The sequence below is a fragment of the Mycobacterium sp. genome (genome assembly GCF_008709575.1).
Taxonomy (GTDB): domain Bacteria; phylum Actinomycetota; class Actinomycetes; order Mycobacteriales; family Mycobacteriaceae; genus Mycobacterium.
On the sequence record NZ_VYIK01000034.1, the window covers coordinates 21,799 to 39,853 of the forward strand.

Annotated in this window: 15 protein-coding genes; 5 read left to right on the forward strand and 10 right to left on the reverse strand. The window is 69.1% G+C overall.

Features of this window, described 5'->3' with window-relative positions; all coding sequences use genetic code 11:
* Positions 1-7: 7 nt before the first annotated feature.
* The 6 genes from F6Q13_RS09615 to clpS form a co-directional block, all read right to left on the reverse strand.
* The gene (locus F6Q13_RS09615) at positions 8-991 is read right to left on the reverse strand and encodes a cysteine synthase (RefSeq protein ID WP_293055540.1); all 984 of its coding nucleotides are present in this window, start codon (positions 989-991) and stop codon (positions 8-10) included.
* A gap of 2 nt (positions 992-993) precedes the next feature.
* Positions 994-1,266 carry a MoaD/ThiS family protein gene (locus tag F6Q13_RS09620; protein WP_293055491.1) on the reverse strand — a complete coding sequence of 91 codons (273 nt, stop codon included), beginning with the start codon at positions 1,264-1,266 and terminating at the stop codon, positions 994-996.
* Entirely contained in the window at positions 1,263-1,745 is a 483-nt protein-coding gene (locus tag F6Q13_RS09625) for a M67 family metallopeptidase (RefSeq protein ID WP_293055493.1), read from the reverse strand. The genes F6Q13_RS09620 and F6Q13_RS09625 overlap by 4 nt, the downstream gene beginning before the upstream one ends.
* A 61-nt stretch (positions 1,746-1,806) precedes the next feature.
* Positions 1,807-2,859: a P1 family peptidase gene (locus F6Q13_RS09630; protein ID WP_293055495.1), complete on the reverse strand. Its 1,053-nt coding sequence runs from the start codon at positions 2,857-2,859 to the stop codon at positions 1,807-1,809.
* Positions 2,859-3,428, reverse strand: a complete 570-nt coding sequence (locus F6Q13_RS09635; protein ID WP_293055498.1) for a DUF2017 domain-containing protein — start codon at positions 3,426-3,428, stop codon at positions 2,859-2,861. The genes F6Q13_RS09630 and F6Q13_RS09635 overlap by 1 nt, the downstream gene beginning before the upstream one ends.
* 22 nt (positions 3,429-3,450) lie before the next feature.
* Positions 3,451-3,753: an ATP-dependent Clp protease adapter ClpS gene (gene clpS, locus F6Q13_RS09640; protein WP_293055501.1), complete on the reverse strand. Its 303-nt coding sequence runs from the start codon at positions 3,751-3,753 to the stop codon at positions 3,451-3,453.
* 67 nt (positions 3,754-3,820) lie between these two features.
* Here clpS and F6Q13_RS09645 point away from each other — a divergent pair, with 67 nt between their 5' ends.
* Together F6Q13_RS09645 and F6Q13_RS09650 are read left to right on the forward strand one after the other, a co-directional pair.
* Positions 3,821-5,143 (forward strand): nicotinate phosphoribosyltransferase, encoded by a 1,323-nt coding sequence (locus tag F6Q13_RS09645; RefSeq protein WP_293055504.1) that lies wholly within the window; start codon positions 3,821-3,823, stop codon positions 5,141-5,143.
* Positions 5,144-5,176: 33 nt separating this feature from the next.
* Positions 5,177-7,162: an ATP-dependent DNA helicase gene (locus F6Q13_RS09650; RefSeq protein ID WP_293055543.1), complete on the forward strand. Its 1,986-nt coding sequence runs from the start codon at positions 5,177-5,179 to the stop codon at positions 7,160-7,162.
* Here the strand turns inward: F6Q13_RS09650 and glgP are convergent.
* Positions 7,159-9,759, reverse strand: a complete 2,601-nt coding sequence (gene glgP / locus F6Q13_RS09655) for an alpha-glucan family phosphorylase (protein WP_293055507.1) — start codon at positions 9,757-9,759, stop codon at positions 7,159-7,161. The two genes, F6Q13_RS09650 and glgP, sit on opposite strands and share 4 nt — an antisense overlap.
* 144 nt (positions 9,760-9,903) lie before the next feature.
* Between glgP and F6Q13_RS09660 the strand changes: the two genes are divergently transcribed.
* The gene (locus tag F6Q13_RS09660; RefSeq protein WP_293055510.1) at positions 9,904-11,988 is read left to right on the forward strand and encodes an alpha-1,4-glucan--maltose-1-phosphate maltosyltransferase; all 2,085 of its coding nucleotides are present in this window, start codon (positions 9,904-9,906) and stop codon (positions 11,986-11,988) included.
* Between the two features lie 7 nt (positions 11,989-11,995).
* Positions 11,996-14,203 carry a 1,4-alpha-glucan branching protein GlgB gene (glgB, locus tag F6Q13_RS09665; protein WP_293055513.1) on the forward strand — a complete coding sequence of 736 codons (2,208 nt, stop codon included), beginning with the start codon at positions 11,996-11,998 and terminating at the stop codon, positions 14,201-14,203.
* Here the strand turns inward: glgB and F6Q13_RS09670 are convergent.
* Together F6Q13_RS09670 and F6Q13_RS09675 are read right to left on the reverse strand one after the other, a co-directional pair.
* Positions 14,200-15,105: a tetratricopeptide repeat protein gene (locus F6Q13_RS09670; RefSeq protein ID WP_293055516.1), complete on the reverse strand. Its 906-nt coding sequence runs from the start codon at positions 15,103-15,105 to the stop codon at positions 14,200-14,202. The two genes, glgB and F6Q13_RS09670, sit on opposite strands and share 4 nt — an antisense overlap.
* Before the next feature lie 114 nt (positions 15,106-15,219).
* Positions 15,220-16,401, reverse strand: a complete 1,182-nt coding sequence (locus F6Q13_RS09675) for an acetyl-CoA C-acetyltransferase (protein ID WP_293055519.1) — start codon at positions 16,399-16,401, stop codon at positions 15,220-15,222.
* A gap of 81 nt (positions 16,402-16,482) precedes the next feature.
* On the opposite strand from F6Q13_RS09675, the gene mce reads away from it, so the two are divergent.
* Entirely contained in the window at positions 16,483-16,965 is a 483-nt protein-coding gene (mce, locus tag F6Q13_RS09680) for a methylmalonyl-CoA epimerase (RefSeq protein WP_293055522.1), read from the forward strand.
* Positions 16,966-17,152: 187 nt separating this feature from the next.
* Here the strand turns inward: mce and F6Q13_RS09685 are convergent.
* Positions 17,153-18,055, reverse strand: a 903-nt coding sequence (locus F6Q13_RS09685; protein WP_293055525.1) for a transposase, incomplete at its 5' end; no start/stop codon positions are given.

The window sequence follows — 18,055 nt, forward strand, 5'->3', positions numbered from 1 at the left end:
GCTGTCGTTAGGCCCATAGCTGGCCTTCCAACGCATCCTCGGCCTCGTCGACGGTACCGGCGTAGGCACCGGTGGACAGGTACTTCCAACCGGCGTCGGCGACCACGAAAGCGATATCGGCGCGCTCGTTGGACGCCAGCGCCTTGGCGGCGACGCCCAGCGCCGCGTGCAGGACCGCCCCGGTGGAGATGCCGGCGAAGATGCCTTCGGCCTCGATCAACTCCCGCGTGCGGCGCAGCGCGTCGGCGGAGCCGACCGAGTAGCGGGCGGTCAAGATGGCGGGGTCGTAGAGTTCGGGCACAAAGCCCTCGTCGATGTTGCGCAGCGCGTACACGCCGTCGCCGTAACGGGGTTCGGCGGCCACGATCTGCACGTCGGGCACCCGCTCATGCAGGAAGCGGCCGGTACCCATCAACGTACCGGTGGTGCCCAGTCCCGCGACGAAGTGCGTGATCTCCGGAAGATCGGCCAGCAGCTCCGGGCCGGTGCCGTAGTAGTGCGCGTCGGTGTTGGCCGGGTTGCCGTACTGATAGAGCATCACCCAGGACGGATTGGCCGCGGCCAGCTCCTTGGCGGTGGCCACCGCGGTGTTGGAGCCGCCCTCGGCGGGCGAGAAGACGATCTGCGCGCCGTAGAGCTCGAGTAGCTGGCGGCGTTCGATCGAGGTGTTCTCCGGCATCACCGCGATCAGCCGATAGCCCTTCAACCGCGCCGCCATGGCCAGCGAGATCCCGGTGTTGCCGCTGGTGGGTTCGAGGATCGTGGCGCCCGGCGCCAACCACCCGTCGGCCTCGGCCTGCTCGATCATCCGCAACGCCGCCCGGTCCTTGATCGACCCGGTCGGGTTGCGGTCTTCGAGTTTGGCCCACAACCGCACATGCGGCAGCGGGGAGGCCGGTCCGGCCGCGTCGTGCCAGCGTGGTGAGAGCCGCGGCAGGCCTACCAGCGGAGTATTGCCCAGCGTCTGCAGCAGCGAGTCGTAGCGGGTCATGCTCACCCGCCGGCGACAGCCGGCAGGATCGTGATCGAGTCGCCGTCGCTGATCGTGGTGTCGAGCCCGCCGGAGAACCGCACGTCCTCGTCGTTGACGTAGATGTTGACGAAGCGGTGCAATGTGCCGTCCTGCAGCAGACGCTCGGAGATGCCCGAATAGTTGGCCTCCAGGTCGTCGAGGACCGCCCGCAACGTGTCGCCCTTGGCCTCTACCCGTTTCCGACCGCCGGTGTGCGGACGAAGGATAGTCGGGATGGACACGGTCACGCTCATGAACAGCTCCCCTCTACTGGGCCCGATTCGTGATCCGGCCGGGTCCGCTCGGCAGCATCACCGGTCCGGTAGTGCTCGACGACGGTGACGGGCTCCTCGGTGACGACGCCGTCGATGATGCGGTAGCTGCGCAGTTCGCAGTCATCGGGGTTGCGGGTGGACACCACCACGTAATGGGCATCGGGCTCGGCGGCCAGGCTCACGTCGGTGCGGCTGGGATAGGCCTCGGTCGCGGTGTGCGAGTGATAGATGACGATCGGCGCGTCGCCCGATTCCTCCAAGGCCCGCCACACCCGCAGTTGCTCCTGCGCGTCGAACCGGTAGAACGTCGGCGAGCGTTCGGCGTTGGCCATCGCGATGTGGCGTTCGGGACGGTCGGAGCCCTCCGGACCGGCCAACACACCACAGGCTTCGTCGGGATGGTCGGCACGGGCATGGGCGAGCATCGCCTCGACCAGATCAGCACGGATGACCAGCACGTCCCCGGAATCCCTCGGTCATGAACGCTCCTCGTCGTCGCTGTGTTCGCCGTCAGCGCGGTTACCGGAATGCTCCGGGCAACAGGTCCCGGTAGGTGGGTATTCCGGCCACCGCCTCGGCGGCCAGCACACCGACCAGCACGGCCCGGGCCAGACAGTCCGCCGCCGCCTCCCCCACCTCGGTCAGCAGCGCGGTCTCGGGCGCAAACGCCACCGGGATGTCGGTCGGCGCGGCCACCTCGACGGCGCCGGTGGCCAGCGCGAACACCATATCGCCGTCCAGCGGGGTATGCGCGGGCCGGATGGTGCGGGCCAGGCCGTCGTGGGCGGCGACGGCGACACGCTGACACCCGGCCGGGCTCAGCTCGGCGTCGGTGGCGACCACCCCGACCGTGGTGTTGAGCGGGCTCAGCCGGCTTTGCAGCCCCGCCAGGGCGGCGATTTGGTCGGGCGGCGGGGCAACCAGGCCGAACTCGTCGGCAAGAGAGCCCCACCAGGGCAGGCCGGTGGCCCGGTCGATCACGTCGCCGGCGGAGTTCACCACGACCAGCGCGCCCACGGTCACCCCACAGCGCAGCGTCGTCGACGCGGTGCCGACCCCGCCCTTGAGCACGCCCGCACGAGCGCCCACCCCGGCGCCGACCGTGCCCACCGCGAGCATCCCCCCTTCGGCGCCGACGGCAGCACCGCAGGCGGCGTACCCGAATTCAGCCGTCGGCCGGCAGGCCCAGCCGCCGACCGCCAGGTCGTAAACGACCGCGCCCGGCACGATGGGCACCACTCCGGAGTCGATCGCCACACCCCGGCCGCGCTCCTCCAGCCAGTGCATCACGCCGTCGGCCGCCGCCAGTCCGTAGGCGCTGCCCCCGGCGATCAGCACCGCGTCGACGTAGCGGACGCTGCTGGCCGGGTCGAGCAGGTCGGTCTCCCGGCTGCCGGGCGCCCCGCCGCGGGAGTCGACGGCGCCGACCGTGTGGGGCGGGGTCAACACCACGGTCACCCCGCTCGCCCAGCCCGTACCCGGCGCGGCGTCGGGATCCAGCCGGTGAAAGTGCCCCGCGCGGATACCTCCGACGTCGGTGATCGAGTTGCCCGCACCGCCGATCCCGGTCATCAGGACCCCCGCAGCGCCAACACCAGGTACTCCTGTACGACCGTCAGCCACTGGTAGACGTCAAGATGCGGGGCCAGCGGGTGGTCGTCGGGCAGTCGGTCGGGCCCGCCGGGGCGGATGTCGAGCATGGTGCCCAACGCCAGCCGGACATCGTTGAGGGCCGCGATCCAGGCGTTGGCGGCACCCTCGGTCAGCTCCACCCGGCCGCCGTTATCGGGAACTGTGTCCAGTAGTTGTTGGGCTGCAACACGTTTGGCCTCGATGATCGTCGGCTCGTGCAGGCTGCGCAGGGCAGCGTTGAGGCTGTCGGCAGCCTGGGAGTTGCCGTCTTCGGGCCGGTAGAAATCCGGCAGCAGGCGACGCAGCGTCGCGTTGTCGGGTGAGTCGCTGCGGCCGGTCTTGATGCCGGTTATCTCTTCGAGTTCATCGGGCGGCGAGGAAAACTCCCGTTCGTTGAGCAGCCCGACCACCGATTCGACCAGAACCCTGAGCAGGGCGGCCTCGTGCGGCGCCAACGCGGACCGCAGACGCAGACCGTGGGCGGTCTGGACCCGCTTCCATTTGCGCACCTCAAAACCTGGATGCCTCGCCTCAGCGGTCCTGTTGCAGGGTGGCCCACAACCCGGCGGCGTGCAGCCTGGACACGTCGACTTCCATGGATTCCCGGCTGCCCGACGAGACCACTGCCTTGCCTTCGTTGTGCACTTGCAGCATCAGCTTGGTGGCGTGCGCTTCGCTGTAGCCGAACAACTTCTGGAAGACATACGTCACGTAGTTCATCAGGTTGACCGGGTCGTCCCACACTATGGTGACCCACGGACCGGCCGTGGCGTCGACCGGATCGGTGTAACGCCGCTCGGTGGTGTCCGGCTTGGTCGGTGCTGATGCAGCCATGCCTCCCAGGATACCGAGCAGCGGCCGCACACCGTCTCACGCCCGCTCGAGCCGATACCGTTGGTGTGTGGTTGACCCTGCCTGTGCGGCACTGCTGACCGACAAATACGAGTTGACGATGCTCGCGGCGGCCCTGCACGACGGCACTGCGCACCGGCGGGTCACCTTCGAGCTGTTCGCCCGGCGGCTGCCCGCCGGGCGGCGGTACGGAGTGGTCGCAGGTACCGGCCGATTTCTGGAAGCGTTGTCGCAGTTCCGGTTCGACGACACCGCGTTGGCATCGCTGAGCGATTTCCTCGACGCGGACACGCTGCGCTACCTCGCCGATTTCCGGTTCCGCGGCGACGTCGAGGGCTACGCCGAGGGCGAGCTGTACTTCCCCGGGTCGCCGGTGCTTTCGGTGCAGGGCAGCTTTGCCGAATGCGTTGTGCTGGAGACGCTCGCACTGTCGATCTTCAACCATGACACCGCAGTCGCTTCGGCAGCGGCCCGGATGGTCAGCGCCGCGCGGGGGCGGCCGTTGATCGAGATGGGGTCGCGGCGCACCCATGAGCAGGCGGCGGTGGCCGCGGCCCGCGCGGCCTACATCGCCGGCTTCGCCGCATCGTCGAACCTGGAAGCCCGGCGGCGCTACGGCGTCCCGGCCGAAGGCACCAGCGCACACGCGTTCACCCTGTTGCACACCGGCCCCGACGGGCCGGACGAGACGGCGGCCTTCCGCGCCCAAGCCGAGGCGCTGGGCACCGCCACCACGTTGGTGGTGGACACCTATGACGTGAGGACCGGCGTGGCCAACGCGGTCGCAGCCGCGGGCGTCGGGCTCGGCGCGGTGCGCATCGACTCCGGTGAACTGGGCGTGCTGGCCCGGCAGGTCCGCGAGCAGCTGGATCGCCTGGGGGCGACCCGAACCCGAATCCTGGTCTCGGGCGATCTCGACGAATTCGCGATCGCCGCACTGGGCGCCGACCCGGTGGACAGCTACGGCGTCGGCACCTCGCTGGTCACCGGCTCCGGCGCGCCGACCGCGGACCTGGTCTACAAGCTGGTGGAGGTGAACGGCATCCCGGTGCGCAAGCGCAGCGCCAGTAAGGAGTCCAGCGGGGGCCACAAACAAGCGCTGCGGACGAGTCGCCCGACCGGCGTCATCACCGAGGAGATCGTGTATCCCGCCGGCCACCCACCCGAGACCGGCGAGCCGTCCCGGATGTTGACCATCCCGCTGGTGCGCGACGGCCAGCCAGTGGCCGGCACCGGCAGGGACGCCCTGGCCGCGGCGCGCGCGCTGGTGGCGTCGGGCTTGCGAAGTCTGCCGTGGGAGGGTCTGATGTTGTCGCACGGCGATCCGGCGATTCCCACCACGCAGATCCCGTCACCCGGCGCCAACCGATAACCGCCACATAACCAGGAGTAGACCACGCCCGGCCTGTCCGTACCCGAGCTGCTGGCGACCGCGGTGGCGGCACTGCGCGGCAGTGAGCGCACTGGCCAGCTGCAGATGGCCACTGCGGTCGCGCAAGCTTTCGACACCGGCGAACACCTTGCCGTGCAGGCCGGCACCGGCACCGGAAAGTCGCTGGCCTACCTGGTGCCGGCGGTCGTGCGAGCGGTCTCGGAAGACACGCCGGTCGTGGTTTCGACTGCCACGATCGCGCTGCAGCGCCAACTCGTGGACCGCGACCTGCCCCGGTTGGCCGACGCCCTGGCCGACGCGCTGCCCCGCCGACCGCGGTTCGCGCTGCTCAAGGGCCGGCGCAACTACCTGTGTTGGAACAAAATCCGCGGCGGCCCGCCGGAAGGTTCCGCCGACCCACAGCGTGAGCTCTTCGAGCCCGTCACCGCCATGGGCCGTGACCTGGCGCGGCTCACCGCGTGGGCGTCGACGACGGATTCCGGCGACCGCGACGACCTCGCGCCGGGCGTACCGGACCGGTCCTGGGCCCAGGTCAGCGTGTCCGCGCGGGAATGCCTCGGCCTGGCGCGCTGCCCGTTCGGCAGCGACTGTTTCGCCGAACGCGCACGCGAAGTTGCCGCCCGGGCTGACATCGTCGTCACCAACCACGCGTTGCTGGCCATCGGCGCCGTCTCCGGTTCGGCGGTGCTGCCCGAGCACCGCCTCCTGGTCATCGATGAGGCACACGAGCTCGCCGACCGGGTGACCGCGGTGGCCACCGGCGAACTCACCGCGGCGGCGCTGGGGGTCGCCTCCCGGCGCATCGCCCGCCTCGTCGAGCCGGAGTTGCTGCAGCGGTGGGAAACCGCGTCCGGGAGGTTCATCGACGCGTGCGCCGACCAGGCCCCCGGCCGCATCGATCACCTCGACGACGAGCTGGCGACCCACCTCAGAGCGCTGCGTGACGCCGCCGGCGCGGCGCAGTCGGCGATCGACAGGTTGCCCGTCGACGCGGCGGCGGCGGCCGTGCGCGCCGAGGCGGTCGCCGGCCTGGTCGAGATCGGTGACACCGCCGCGCGGGTCCTGGCGTCGTTCGCCCCGGCGATCCCCGACCGTACCGATGTGGTCTGGCTGGAGCACGAGGACGACCGCGGCCCGACCCGTGCGGTGCTGAAAGTGGCCCCGCTGTCGGTGGCCAGCCTGCTGCGCGAGCGGTTGTTCGCCGGCCGGACGGCGGTGCTGACGTCGGCCACCCTGACCATCGGCGGATCCTTCGACCCGATGGCCACCGCCTGGGGTCTGGCCGGTGCGCCCGGCGAGGCCGACGCGGTGCGCTGGCGCGGGCTCGATGTCGGATCGCCGTTCGCGTATGCCTCGGCCGGGATTCTGTATGTGGCTGCCCACCTGCCACCGCCCGGCCGGGACGGTGCCGGGTCGGCCGAGCAGCTGACCGAGATCGCGGACCTGATCACCGCCGCGGGCGGGCGCACGCTCGGGTTGTTCTCGTCGATGCGGGCAGCCCGTGCGGCCGCCGACGCGATGACCGTGCGGTTGTCGACCCCGGTGCTGTGCCAGGGTGACGACACCACCGCGGCGCTGGTCGAGCAATTCGCCGCCGATGCCGCCACGTCGCTGTTCGGCACGCTGTCACTGTGGCAGGGCATCGACGTGCCGGGCCCGTCGCTGGCGTTGGTGATCATCGACCGCATCCCCTTCCCGCGGCCCGACGACCCGCTGCTGGGTGCCCGCCAGCGGGCGGTGACCGCGCACGGCGGCAACGGATTCATGGCGGTCGCCGCCAGCCACGCCGCGCTGCTGTTGGCCCAGGGCGCCGGCCGGCTGCTGCGCAGCGTCGAGGACCGCGGCGTGGTCGCCGTCCTCGACTCGCGGATGGCCACCGCCCGCTACGGCGGCTACCTGCGGGCGTCGCTGCCGCCGTTCTGGCCCACCACCGACGCCGCAGCGGTGCGCAACGCGCTGAGCCGGCTGCGCCGCGCGCTGGAGGCCGCCGAAGCTTAGGCCAGCGTGACCAGGCCGAGCTCGGCCCGGCTGGCCAGCATCGGGTGATTGGGCAGCACCCGCACGGTGTAGCCCACGGCCCCGGCGACCGGCAGCGGCATCGACGTCGAAAAGATCTCGTCGCCGCCGAACGCGGTGCCGGTGTGTGACATCTCGGCGGTCACCGGGTCGAGCAGCATGTCACCGGCGTCGACGCGGCCCACCACCGCCTGCACGCAGACCTCCTCGGGATCCAGCCCGGCCAGCTTGACGGCCGCGGTCAGGGTCAGCTTCGAGCCGAGCAGCGGGGTGTCCGGCAAACCGGTGCTGTCGACGTCGGTGATGCAGATTTTGGGCCAGGCCGCGAAGGCGCGCCGCCGGTAGTCGGCCAGCTCGCGGGCCGCCTCGTACGTGGCCTCGCCGTCGGCACCGATCGTGGCCGTCTTGCGCAGCGACTGCGCCGCCGGGGCGTAGTAGTGCTCGACGTAGTCGCGCACCATCCGGGAGGCCAGCACCTTCGGTCCGAGCGTTTGCAGGGTGTGCCGGACCATCTGGATCCACCGCGGCGGCACGCCGTGCTCGTCGCGCTCGTAGAACGTCGGCGCCACCGCCTTCTCAAGCAGGTCATACAGTGCGCCGGCCTCCAGGTCGTCGCGGCGGGCCTCGTCGGCCGTCCGCGAAGCCGACGGAATCTCCCAGCCGTTTTCGCCGTCGTACCACTCGTCCCACCAGCCGTCGCGGATGGACAGGTTCAAGCCGCCGTTGAGCGCGCTTTTCATGCCCGACGTGCCGCAGGCCTCCAGCGGCCGCAGCGGGTTGTTCAACCACACGTCGCAACCCCAGTACAACCGGCGCGCCATCGACATGTCGTAGTCGGGCAAAAAAGCGATGCGGTGGCGCACTTCGGGCCGGTCGGCGAATCGGACCACCTGCTGGATCAGCGCCTTGCCGGCGTCGTCGGCCGGGTGCGATTTGCCCGCCACGATCAACTGGATCGGTTTTTCCTCGTCGAGCAGCAGCCGCTCGAGCCGATCCGGGTCGCGCAGCATCAGCGTCAGGCGCTTGTACGTCGGAACCCGCCGCGCGAAACCCACGGTCAGCACCTCGGGGTCGAACGCCGACGCGATCCAGCCCAGCTCGGCCTCGGATGCGCCGCGCTCCAGCCACGCTGCGCGCAGCCGTGCGCGCACGTCGTCGACCAGCTGGCGGCGCAGTTGCCCGCGAATCCACCACAGGTGCCCGGCGTCGACGTGCTGGAGCCGCTGCCACACCGCGGGTTCGCTGAGCGAATCCGATCCGGCCAGTTCGCGGCCCAACTCCAACCACTGCGGAGCGGCCCAGGTGGGCGCGTGAACGCCGTTGGTGATCGACCCGATGGGAACCTCGTCGGGGTCGAACCCGCGCCACAGCCCGTTGAACATCGTCCGGCTCACCCTGCCGTGCAGCAGCGAGACACCGTTGGCGCGCTGCGCGAGCCGCAGGCCCAGATGAGCCATGTTGAACGCGGTGGGATCCTCCTCGGCGCCCAGCGCCAGGACAGCCTCGGTGGGCACGCCCGGCAGCAGGGCCGGACCGGCGTTCTCATCGGCCCGCTCGTCGAAGTAACGCCGCATCATCTCCATCGGAAACCGATCGATGCCGGCGGGCACCGGTGTGTGCGTGGTGAACACCGTGCTGGCCCGCACCACGGTCAGCGCGGTGTCGAAATCCAATCCGGAATCGGTGATCAGTTCCCGGATCCGCTCGACGCCGAGGAACCCGGCGTGGCCCTCGTTCATGTGGAACACCTCCGGAGCGGGCAGCCCTTCAATGGCGGTGAAGGCACGGATCGCCCGGACCCCGCCGACCCCGGCCAGGATTTCCTGCCGGATGCGGTGCTCCTGGTCACCGCCATAGAGCCGGTCGGTGACACTGCGCAGGTCGTGTTCGTTCTCGGGGATGTCGGAGTCCAGCAGCAGCAACGGCACGCGACCGACCCGGGCCACCCAGATCCGGGCTCGCAACTGCGCAGAGTCCGGTAGCGCCAACGCGACCAGCGCCGGATCGCCGTCGGCGTCGGTGAGCAGCCGCAACGGCAGGCCTTGCGGGTCCAACGCCGGATACGTTTCGTGCTGCCAACCGTCGGCGGTCAGCGACTGCCGAAAGTAGCCGGAGCGGTAGTACAGCCCGACCGCGATCAGCGGCACTCCCAGGTCGGAGGCCGACTTCAGATGGTCGCCGGCCAGGATGCCCAAGCCACCGGAGTAGTTGGGCAACACCTCGGCGACCCCGAACTCCATCGAGAAGTAGGCGATGCCGGTGGGCATCGCGGTCCCGTCCCGCTGACGCTGATACCACAGCGGGCGGGTGAGGTAGTCGGCCAGGTCGGCGGCCAGCGCGTCGAGCCGGTCGAGGAAGCCCGAGTCGACAGCCAACTCGTCGAGCCGCGCCGGGGTTACCGCGCCCAGCAGCGCCACCGGGTCTTGGCCGCATTGCTGCCACAACTGCGGGTCGATGGCCGCGAACAGGTCCCGCGTCGGCTTGTCCCAGGACCACCGCAGGTTGGTCGACAGCTGTCCGAGGGCGGCGAGCCGCTCGGGAAGGTGAGCGCGGACGGTGAACCGGCGGAGGGCTTTCACGGATCGTTAGCTTAATGAGGAAGGGCCGGTCGGCCCCGAGCGCGGCTCGACACTAGGCTGGACAGGGGGTGGGTGTCGGCGCGCAGGGACGCGCACGACCACAACGCCAGGGACCACAACGCCAGGGACCACAAAGGGAACGGAGTGACGGTGCCCGGTCGCATCGAGATCGATGACGTCGCGCCCGTCGTGTCCTGCGGCACCTACCCGGCCAAAGCCGTGGTCGGCGAGGTTGTCCCGGTCCGGGCGGCGGTGTGGCGAGAGGGTCACGACGCGGTCGCGGCAACCCTGGTGGTGCGCTGTCTCGGGCCGCGGTATCCGCAACTGGGCCAGAGCCGGATCGGCGATGCGGCGGAGGCGGTCGGGGACCGCGACGCCGAGGCCCGAACCCGGGTGAAGCCGCTGCTGCTCCCGATGACGATGGGCGAGGAACCCTACGTGTTCCACGGTCAGTTCATCCCGGACCGCGTCGGGTTGTGGACGTTTCGGATCGACGGCTGGGGTGACCCGATCCATGCCTGGCGGCACGCCGTGGTGGCCAAACTGGACGCCGGGCAAGGCGAGACCGAATTGTCCAACGACCTTCTGGTCGGGGCGCAGCTGTTCGAGCGCGCCGCCGCCGGCGTGCCACGCCGAGAGCGCGATCCCCTGTTGGCGGCGGCGGCGGCGCTGCGCGCGGCGGGTGATCCCCTAACCCGCGCGGCGCTGGCACTGACCGCTGAGATCGACGACCTGTTGGGCCGCTATCCGCTGCGTGACCTGCTCACCCGGGGCGAGCAGTACGGAATCTGGGTGGATCGACCCGAGGCCCGCTTCAGTGCGTGGTATGAGATGTTTCCGCGCTCGACCGGCGGCTGGGACGCCGACGGCAACCCCGTGCACGGGACGTTCGTCACCGCCAGGGCGGCCCTGCCCCGCATCGCGGCGATGGGCTTCGACGTGGTGTACCTGCCGCCGATCCACCCCATCGGCAGGATCCACCGCAAAGGCCGCAACAACACCGCAACCGCCGCGCCCGGTGACGTCGGCTCGCCGTGGGCGATCGGCAGCGACGAGGGAGGCCACGACGCGGTGCACCCGCAGTTGGGCACGATCGACGACTTCGACGAGTTCGTGGCGGCCACCCGCAACCTGGGCATGGAGGTGGCGCTGGATCTGGCCCTGCAATGCGCGCCGGATCACCCCTGGGCGCGCGAGCACCGGGAGTGGTTCACCGAGTTGCCCGACGGCACCATCGCCTACGCGGAGAACCCGCCGAAGAAATACCAGGACATCTATCCGCTCAACTTCGACAACGATCCTGCCGGTCTCTACGCCGAGGTACTGCGCGTCGTGCGGTACTGGATGGACCACGGAGTCAAGTTCTTCCGGGTCGACAACCCGCACACCAAGCCGCCGGACTTCTGGGCGTGGCTGATCGGCCAGGTGAAAGCGATCGACCCCGATGTGCTGTTTTTGTCCGAGGCGTTCACCCCACCGGTCCGTCAATACGGGCTGGCCAAGCTCGGCTTCACCCAGTCCTACACCTACTTCACCTGGCGCACCGCCAAGTGGGAACTCACCGAATTCGGCGCGGAGATAGCCCAGCTCGCCGACTATCGTCGACCCAACCTGTTCGTCAATACTCCTGACATCCTGCATGCGGTCCTGCAGCATGGCGGACCCGGGATGTTCGCGATCCGCGCGGTGCTGGCCGCGACCATGAGCCCGGCCTGGGGCATGTATTCCGGCTACGAGCTCTTCGAGCACCGCGCCGTGCGGGAGGGCAGCGAGGAATACCTGGACTCGGAGAAATACGAGCTGCGGCCCCGCGACTTCGCCGGCGCGCTCGCCGAAGGCCGCTCATTGGAGCCGTTCATCGCCCGGCTCAACGAAATCCGCCGCAGGCATCCGGCACTTCGCGAACTTCGCACGATGCATTTCCATCATGTGGACAACGACGCCCTGCTGGCCTACAGCAAGTTCGACCCGATCACCGGCGACTGCGTGCTGGTGGTGGCGACGCTGAACGCATTCGGACCCGAGGAAGCGACGTTGTGGTTGGACATGGCCGCACTGGGTATGCAGTCCTACGACCGGTTTTGGGTGCGCGACGAGGTAACAGGCGAGGAGTACCAGTGGGGAGCAGCCAACTATGTGCGCATCGACCCTGGTCGGGCCGTCGCGCATATCATCAACATGCCGCTGATACCCGCCGAAGCCCGAAGCAGGTTGCTGCGCCGGAGGTGAGGCCGCAATGACCCCCACCGACCAGTCGGCCGGAGCCGATCTGGCGCCCGAGCCGAACGACCTGGCACGGCTGGTGGCCGGAGTACACCACGACCCGCACAGCATCCTGGGCGCCCACGAATACGGCGACCACACCGTCATCCGGGCGTTTCGACCGCACGCGGTCAAAGTGGTCGCGCTTGTCGGGGATCAGCGTTATCCGCTGCAGCACATCGACTCCGGGCTTTTCGCGGTCGCCCTGCCGTTCGTCGACCTGATCGACTACCGCCTCGAGGTGAGCTATCACGGTTGCGATCCGCAGGTCGTCGCCGACGGCTATCGCTTCCTACCCACGCTGGGCGAGATCGACCTCCACCTGTTCGCCGAGGGTCGTCACGAACGGCTCTGGGAGGTGCTGGGTGCCCACCCGCGCTCGTTCAGCACTCCCGACGGGGTAGTGAGCGGGGTGTCGTTCGCGGTCTGGGCGCCCAACGCCAAAGGTGTCAGCCTGATCGGCGACTTCAACGGCTGGAACGGCAACGACGCGCCGCTGCGGGTGCTCGGCTCGTCGGGGGTGTGGGAATTGTTCTGGCCCGGCTTCGCACCGGACGGCCTGTACAAGTTTCGAGTGCATGGCGCCGACGACACGGTCACCGATCGGGCCGACCCGTTCGCCTTCGCCACCGAGGTACCGCCGCACACCGCGTCGCGGGTCACCTCCAGTAGCTACACCTGGGGGGACGGCGACTGGATGACACGACGGGCCCAGCGCAACCCGATAGTCGAGCCGATGAGCACCTACGAAGTGCATCTGGGTTCCTGGCGACCGGGACTCAGTTATCGCGAGCTCGCCCGCGAGCTAACCGATTACGTTGTCGAACAAGGTTTTACCCACGTCGAGATGCTGCCCGTCGCCGAGCACCCGTTCGCCGGTTCGTGGGGCTATCAGGTCACGTCGTACTACGCACCGACGTCCAGATTCGGCACGCCCGACGACTTCCGGGCGCTCGTCGACGCGTTGCACCAGGCCGGGATCGGCGTCATCGTCGACTGGGTTCCCGCGCATTTTCCCAAAGACGCTTGGGCGCTGGGCCGTTTCGACGGCACGCCGCTGTACGAGCATTCCGATCCCAGGCGCGGCGAGCAGCTCGATTGGGGCACGTATGTGTTCGACTTCGGTCGACCCGAGGTTCGCAATTTCCTGGTGGCCAATGCGCTGTTCTGGCTCGAAGAATTCCACGTCGACGGCCTGCGGGTGGACGCGGTGGCGTCGATGCTCTACCTCGACTACTCACGCCCGGCGGGCGGCTGGACACCGAACGTCTACGGCGGGCGAGAGAACCTCGAGGCAGTGCAGTTTCTGCAGGAGATGAACGCCACCGCCCACCGGGTGGCTCCGGGCATAGTCACGATCGCCGAGGAGTCGACGTCGTGGCCGGGTGTATCGAGGCCGACAAGTGTTGGTGGACTTGGTTTTTCGATGAAGTGGAACATGGGATGGATGCACGACACCCTTGACTACATGAGTCATGACCCCGTGCATCGCAGTTATCACCACCACGAGATCACCTTCTCGATGCTGTATGCGTTCAGCGAGAACTTCGTACTGCCGCTCAGCCACGACGAGGTGGTGCACGGCAAGGGCACGCTGTGGGCACGGATGCCCGGCAACGACCATGTCAAGGCCGCCGGACTGCGTAGTCTGCTGGCCTACCAGTGGGCCCATCCGGGCAAGCAGCTGCTGTTCATGGGACAGGAGTTCGGGCAGCGCGCCGAGTGGTCACAGGAGCGCGGGCTGGACTGGTACCAGCTCGACGAGGACGGCTTCTCCGCGGGCATCCTGCGGCTGGTCCGCGACATCAACCGCATCTACCGCGGCCACCCGGCGCTGTGGAGTCAAGACTGCCGCCCGGAGGGCTATTCCTGGATCGACGCCAACGACTCGGCCAACAACGTGTTGAGCTTCCTGCGCTACGGCAACGACGGCTCGGTAATGGCGTGCGTCTTCAATTTCGCCGGCGTCGAGCACAGCCACTACCGGCTTGGTCTGCCCACTGCCGGGCGCTGGCGCGAAGTGCTCAACACCGATGCGACCGACTACCACGGCGGCGGCGTGGGCAATCTGGGCGGCGTCGATGCCAGCGACGAGCCCTGGCACGGCCGTCCCGCTTCTGCGGTCTTGGTGCTCCCGCCGACGTCGGGGCTGTGGCTGGTCCCCGGTGAGGGCGAACGCTAATACAGCGCGTTGGCTAGGTTGCGGCGGGCGGTGATGACGTCGGGATCGGCCGGATCGAAAAGGTCGAACAACTCGATCAGCCGGGTCCGTACCTTGGTGCGCTCCTCGCCGGAGGTGCGCCGCACCAGTGCGATCAGGCGATCGAAGGCAGCGCCGACTTCCTGGTTGAGGATCTGCACGTCGGCGGCGGCGAATGCGGCCTCGATGTCGTCGGGCGCGGCGTCGGCGACCGCCACCGCGTCCGGCCGCTGCGCGGTCGCCCGCATCAAGAAGGTGATCTGGCGCACGGCGCCCTTGGCTTCGACGTGGTTGGGGTTGGCGTCCAGCAACGCCTGGTAGGACTCGAGTGCCGCAGCGAAGTCGCCGTCCTCGAGCTGCCGGCGCGCCTGCGCCAGTGCCGGATCGACCTGTTCCGGTTGCCGGGATTCCGGCGGGCCGCTGAGTTTGCCGGCCGTCGCCGCCAGCAGCGAGTCCAGCCAACGCCGCAACTGGTCTTCCGGCTGAACACCCTGAAAACTCGACAGCGGCTGGCCAGCAGCCAACGCCACCACGTTGGGGACCACTTGGACACCGAACAGCTGGGCCACCCGCGGCGCCGCGTCGACGTTAACCATCGCCAGCGACCACTTGCCGCCATCGGCAGCGGCCAAGCCCGACAGGGTGTCGGCCAACTGCACGCACACGTCGCTGCGCGGCGACCACAACAGCACCACCACCGGCACCTGGTTGGACCGGTTCAGCACCTCGTCTTCGAAATTGGCCTCGGTGATCTCGCGACCGGCCGCCTGCGCCGACCCGGCTGCCGACACATCGCCGCTGGCCTGCTGGGCGCGCTGTTTGAGAGCCGACAGGTCGACTGCTCCGGCCAGCGCGGGCCCGATCGGGGGTCGGGGACGAGTCACGCCATCAAGTCTGGCACGCCGCGGGCAGCGCCTGCCCACCCGGATCCGGGTACGGCAGCGACGGGAATCACAGCCGGTGACGGGGACGGTGCGGCGCCCGCGAGCGCCGAAGCCTCAGCCGGCCCGCAGAATCAGCGCATCGCCCTGCCCGCCGGCGCCGCACAACGCCGCGACGGCGTAACCCGAGCCGCGGCGCGCCAGCTCCAGGGCCGCGTGCAGCGTGAGGCGGGCGCCGGACATGCCGATCGGATGCCCGACGGCGATCGCGCCGCCGTGGACGTTGACCAGATCGGGGTCCACGCCGAGTTCCCGGGTCGACGCCAAGGCCACCGCGGCGAAAGCCTCGTTGATCTCCACCACGTCGAGCTGGTCGACCGGGATGCCTTCGCGACCGAGAGCCTTCTTGATCGCGTTGGCGGGCTGCGATTGCAAGGTCGAATCCGGGCCGGCCACCACGCCGTGCGCGCCGATCTCGACCAACCAGGACAGCCCCAGCGCGCGGGCCTTGTCCTTGTTCATCACGACGACCGCGGCCGCGCCGTCGGAGATCTGCGACGACGATCCCGCCGTGATCGTGCCGTCCGGGCGGAATGCCGGTTTGAGCGCTGCCAACGACTCGGCGGTGGTGTTGGCGCGAATGCCCTCGTCCTCGTTGAACTGCAGCGGGTCGCCCGTGCGCTGCGGGATGGTGACCGGCACGACCTCGTCGGCGAAGACACCGTCCTTCCACGCGGCGGCCGCCCTCTGATGCGACCGCGCGGCGTATTCGTCTTGCTCGCGGCGGGTGAATTTGTCGGTCTCGTTGCGCTGCTCGGCCAATGCGCCCATCGGCTGGTCGGTGAACACATCGTGCAGCCCGTCATAGGCCAGGTGGTCCAACACCGTCACATCGCCGTACCGGTAGCCGGCGCGGCTGTCGATCAGCAGGTGCGGCGCCTTGGTCATCGACTCCTGACCGCCCGCGACCACGACATCGAACTCGCCGGCCCGGATCAACTGGTCGGCCAGAGCGATGGCATCGATACCGGACAGGCACATTTTGTTGATTGTCAGCGCCGGAACATCCCAGCCGATACCGGCCGCCACCGCGGCCTGCCGGGCGGGCATCTGACCGGCCCCCGCGGTAAGCACCTGGCCCATGATCACGTACTCGACCGCCGATGCCGGCACTTCGGCTTTCTCCAGGGCGGCTGCGATCGCGATGGCGCCCAGGTCGCTGGCCGAGAAGTCCCTCAGCGAGCCCATCAATTTGCCGATCGGTGTGCGTGCACCGGCGACTATCACCGACGTCGTCATGAGAACCTCCAGAACCAGCAGAAATGACCGGAAAAACCGGTTGGGGACGCGCAGCTTTTCCCGCCAGGCTACCGTGACACTATGACCACCGAACACGTCGACGCCCGCCGCACCCTGGCCAGCGCATTGGTGACGGCGATCGACCATGTCGGCATCGCGGTCGCCGACCTCGACGCTGCGGTTGCCTGGTACCACGACCACCTCGGCATGATCGTGGTACACGAAGAGGTCAACCCCGAGCAGGGCATCCGGGAGGCGATGTTGGCCGTGCGCGGCGCCCCGGTCGGGAGCGCACAGCTGCAGTTGATGGCTCCGATCGACGAGTCCTCGGTGATCGCGAAGTTCTTGGACAAGCGCGGCCCCGGCATCCAGCAGCTGGCCTACCGGGTCAGCGACCTGCAAACCCTCACCGAGCGGCTGCACGAAAAAGGGGTCCGGCTGCTCTACGACGCACCGCGGCGCGGCACCGCGGGTTCACGGATCAATTTCATCCACCCCAAAGACGCCGGGGGGGTCTTGATCGAACTGGTCGAACCGGCTGCTGATCCCGACGACTCCGGCTAAGACCGCTAAGACCGCTAAGCCTGAATCCGTGGACCGGTAATTTCGTGCCATCGGTGGGCCGATTCTGCACGATTGGGGCGGTTCGGAATGGTGCGGGCATGAGTGACCCGCTGGCCTGCACCAGTTTTCCTTGGGTTCCTCGGGTCGGGCCTGTGATGGCGGGGTGGACAGAGTCTGGTTGGTCGGGTCAGGCGGCGCGGGGTTGAGCGGTCGGGTAGCCGATGATGTTGTGCCACAAGGTTGTCCACTCGATTTGCTTTGGCCAGTGGATGGGCAGGTGCAGGGTGGGTTTGCGGGCCGGTGCGGCAAAGCGGGCTGGGACGTTGACCAGGTCGCGGCGCAGGGTGGTGCCGCGCGCCACGGCGGCATCGCTGCCCGCGAGTGTTCCGGCCGCGCGCAGCAGGTTGTGCGCGATCACCGCGCAGGCCAACCAGGCGCAATTGGCTGCAAACAGCCCAGACGGGATATGAGCCAAGGGGCCGTCGATGAGGTCGGCGAAGGTGGTCTCGATGATGGCATGGCGGCGGTGGGTGATGTCGGCCTCGGCGGTGGGCAGCTCGGAGTTGGTCACAAACGGGTGATAACGCCACACCGGAAACAACCCGTCGGGGTAGCGGGCATCTTTGACCCGGCGCACCACCAGCCGCCCGGTGATCGTACGGCCGCAGCCCAGCCGCAGCGTATAAGCAGTTTCGGCGACCTCGGCGTCGGAGATCAACGCCCCGGTGTCGGGGTCGGTCACCGCGCCCGGGTAGTGCACTGGGGTGTAGGTGGCCTCATCGATGGCCGCGATCGCGGCGGTGATGCGCGGGTTGCGGCTCACCGACAAAGAGAACTCGACGCCTTCTTCCACACAGGCGGCGATCACCTTCTTGGTGCCGAAGGCTGAATCGCCGCGCACCATGATCGTGCCGGCCCCGCACGTGCGAGCGGTGGTGATGGCCTGCTTGACCTGGCGGGCGGCGGCGCGCCCGGAACCGGCCTTGCCGCTGCGCAGCCGGGCCTCGGCGATCACCGGCGCCGTGGTCGCCGTCGAGATCGTGGTGATCTGCGGCGACAGACCCCGGCGTAGCAGCGCCCGGCCGGCGAT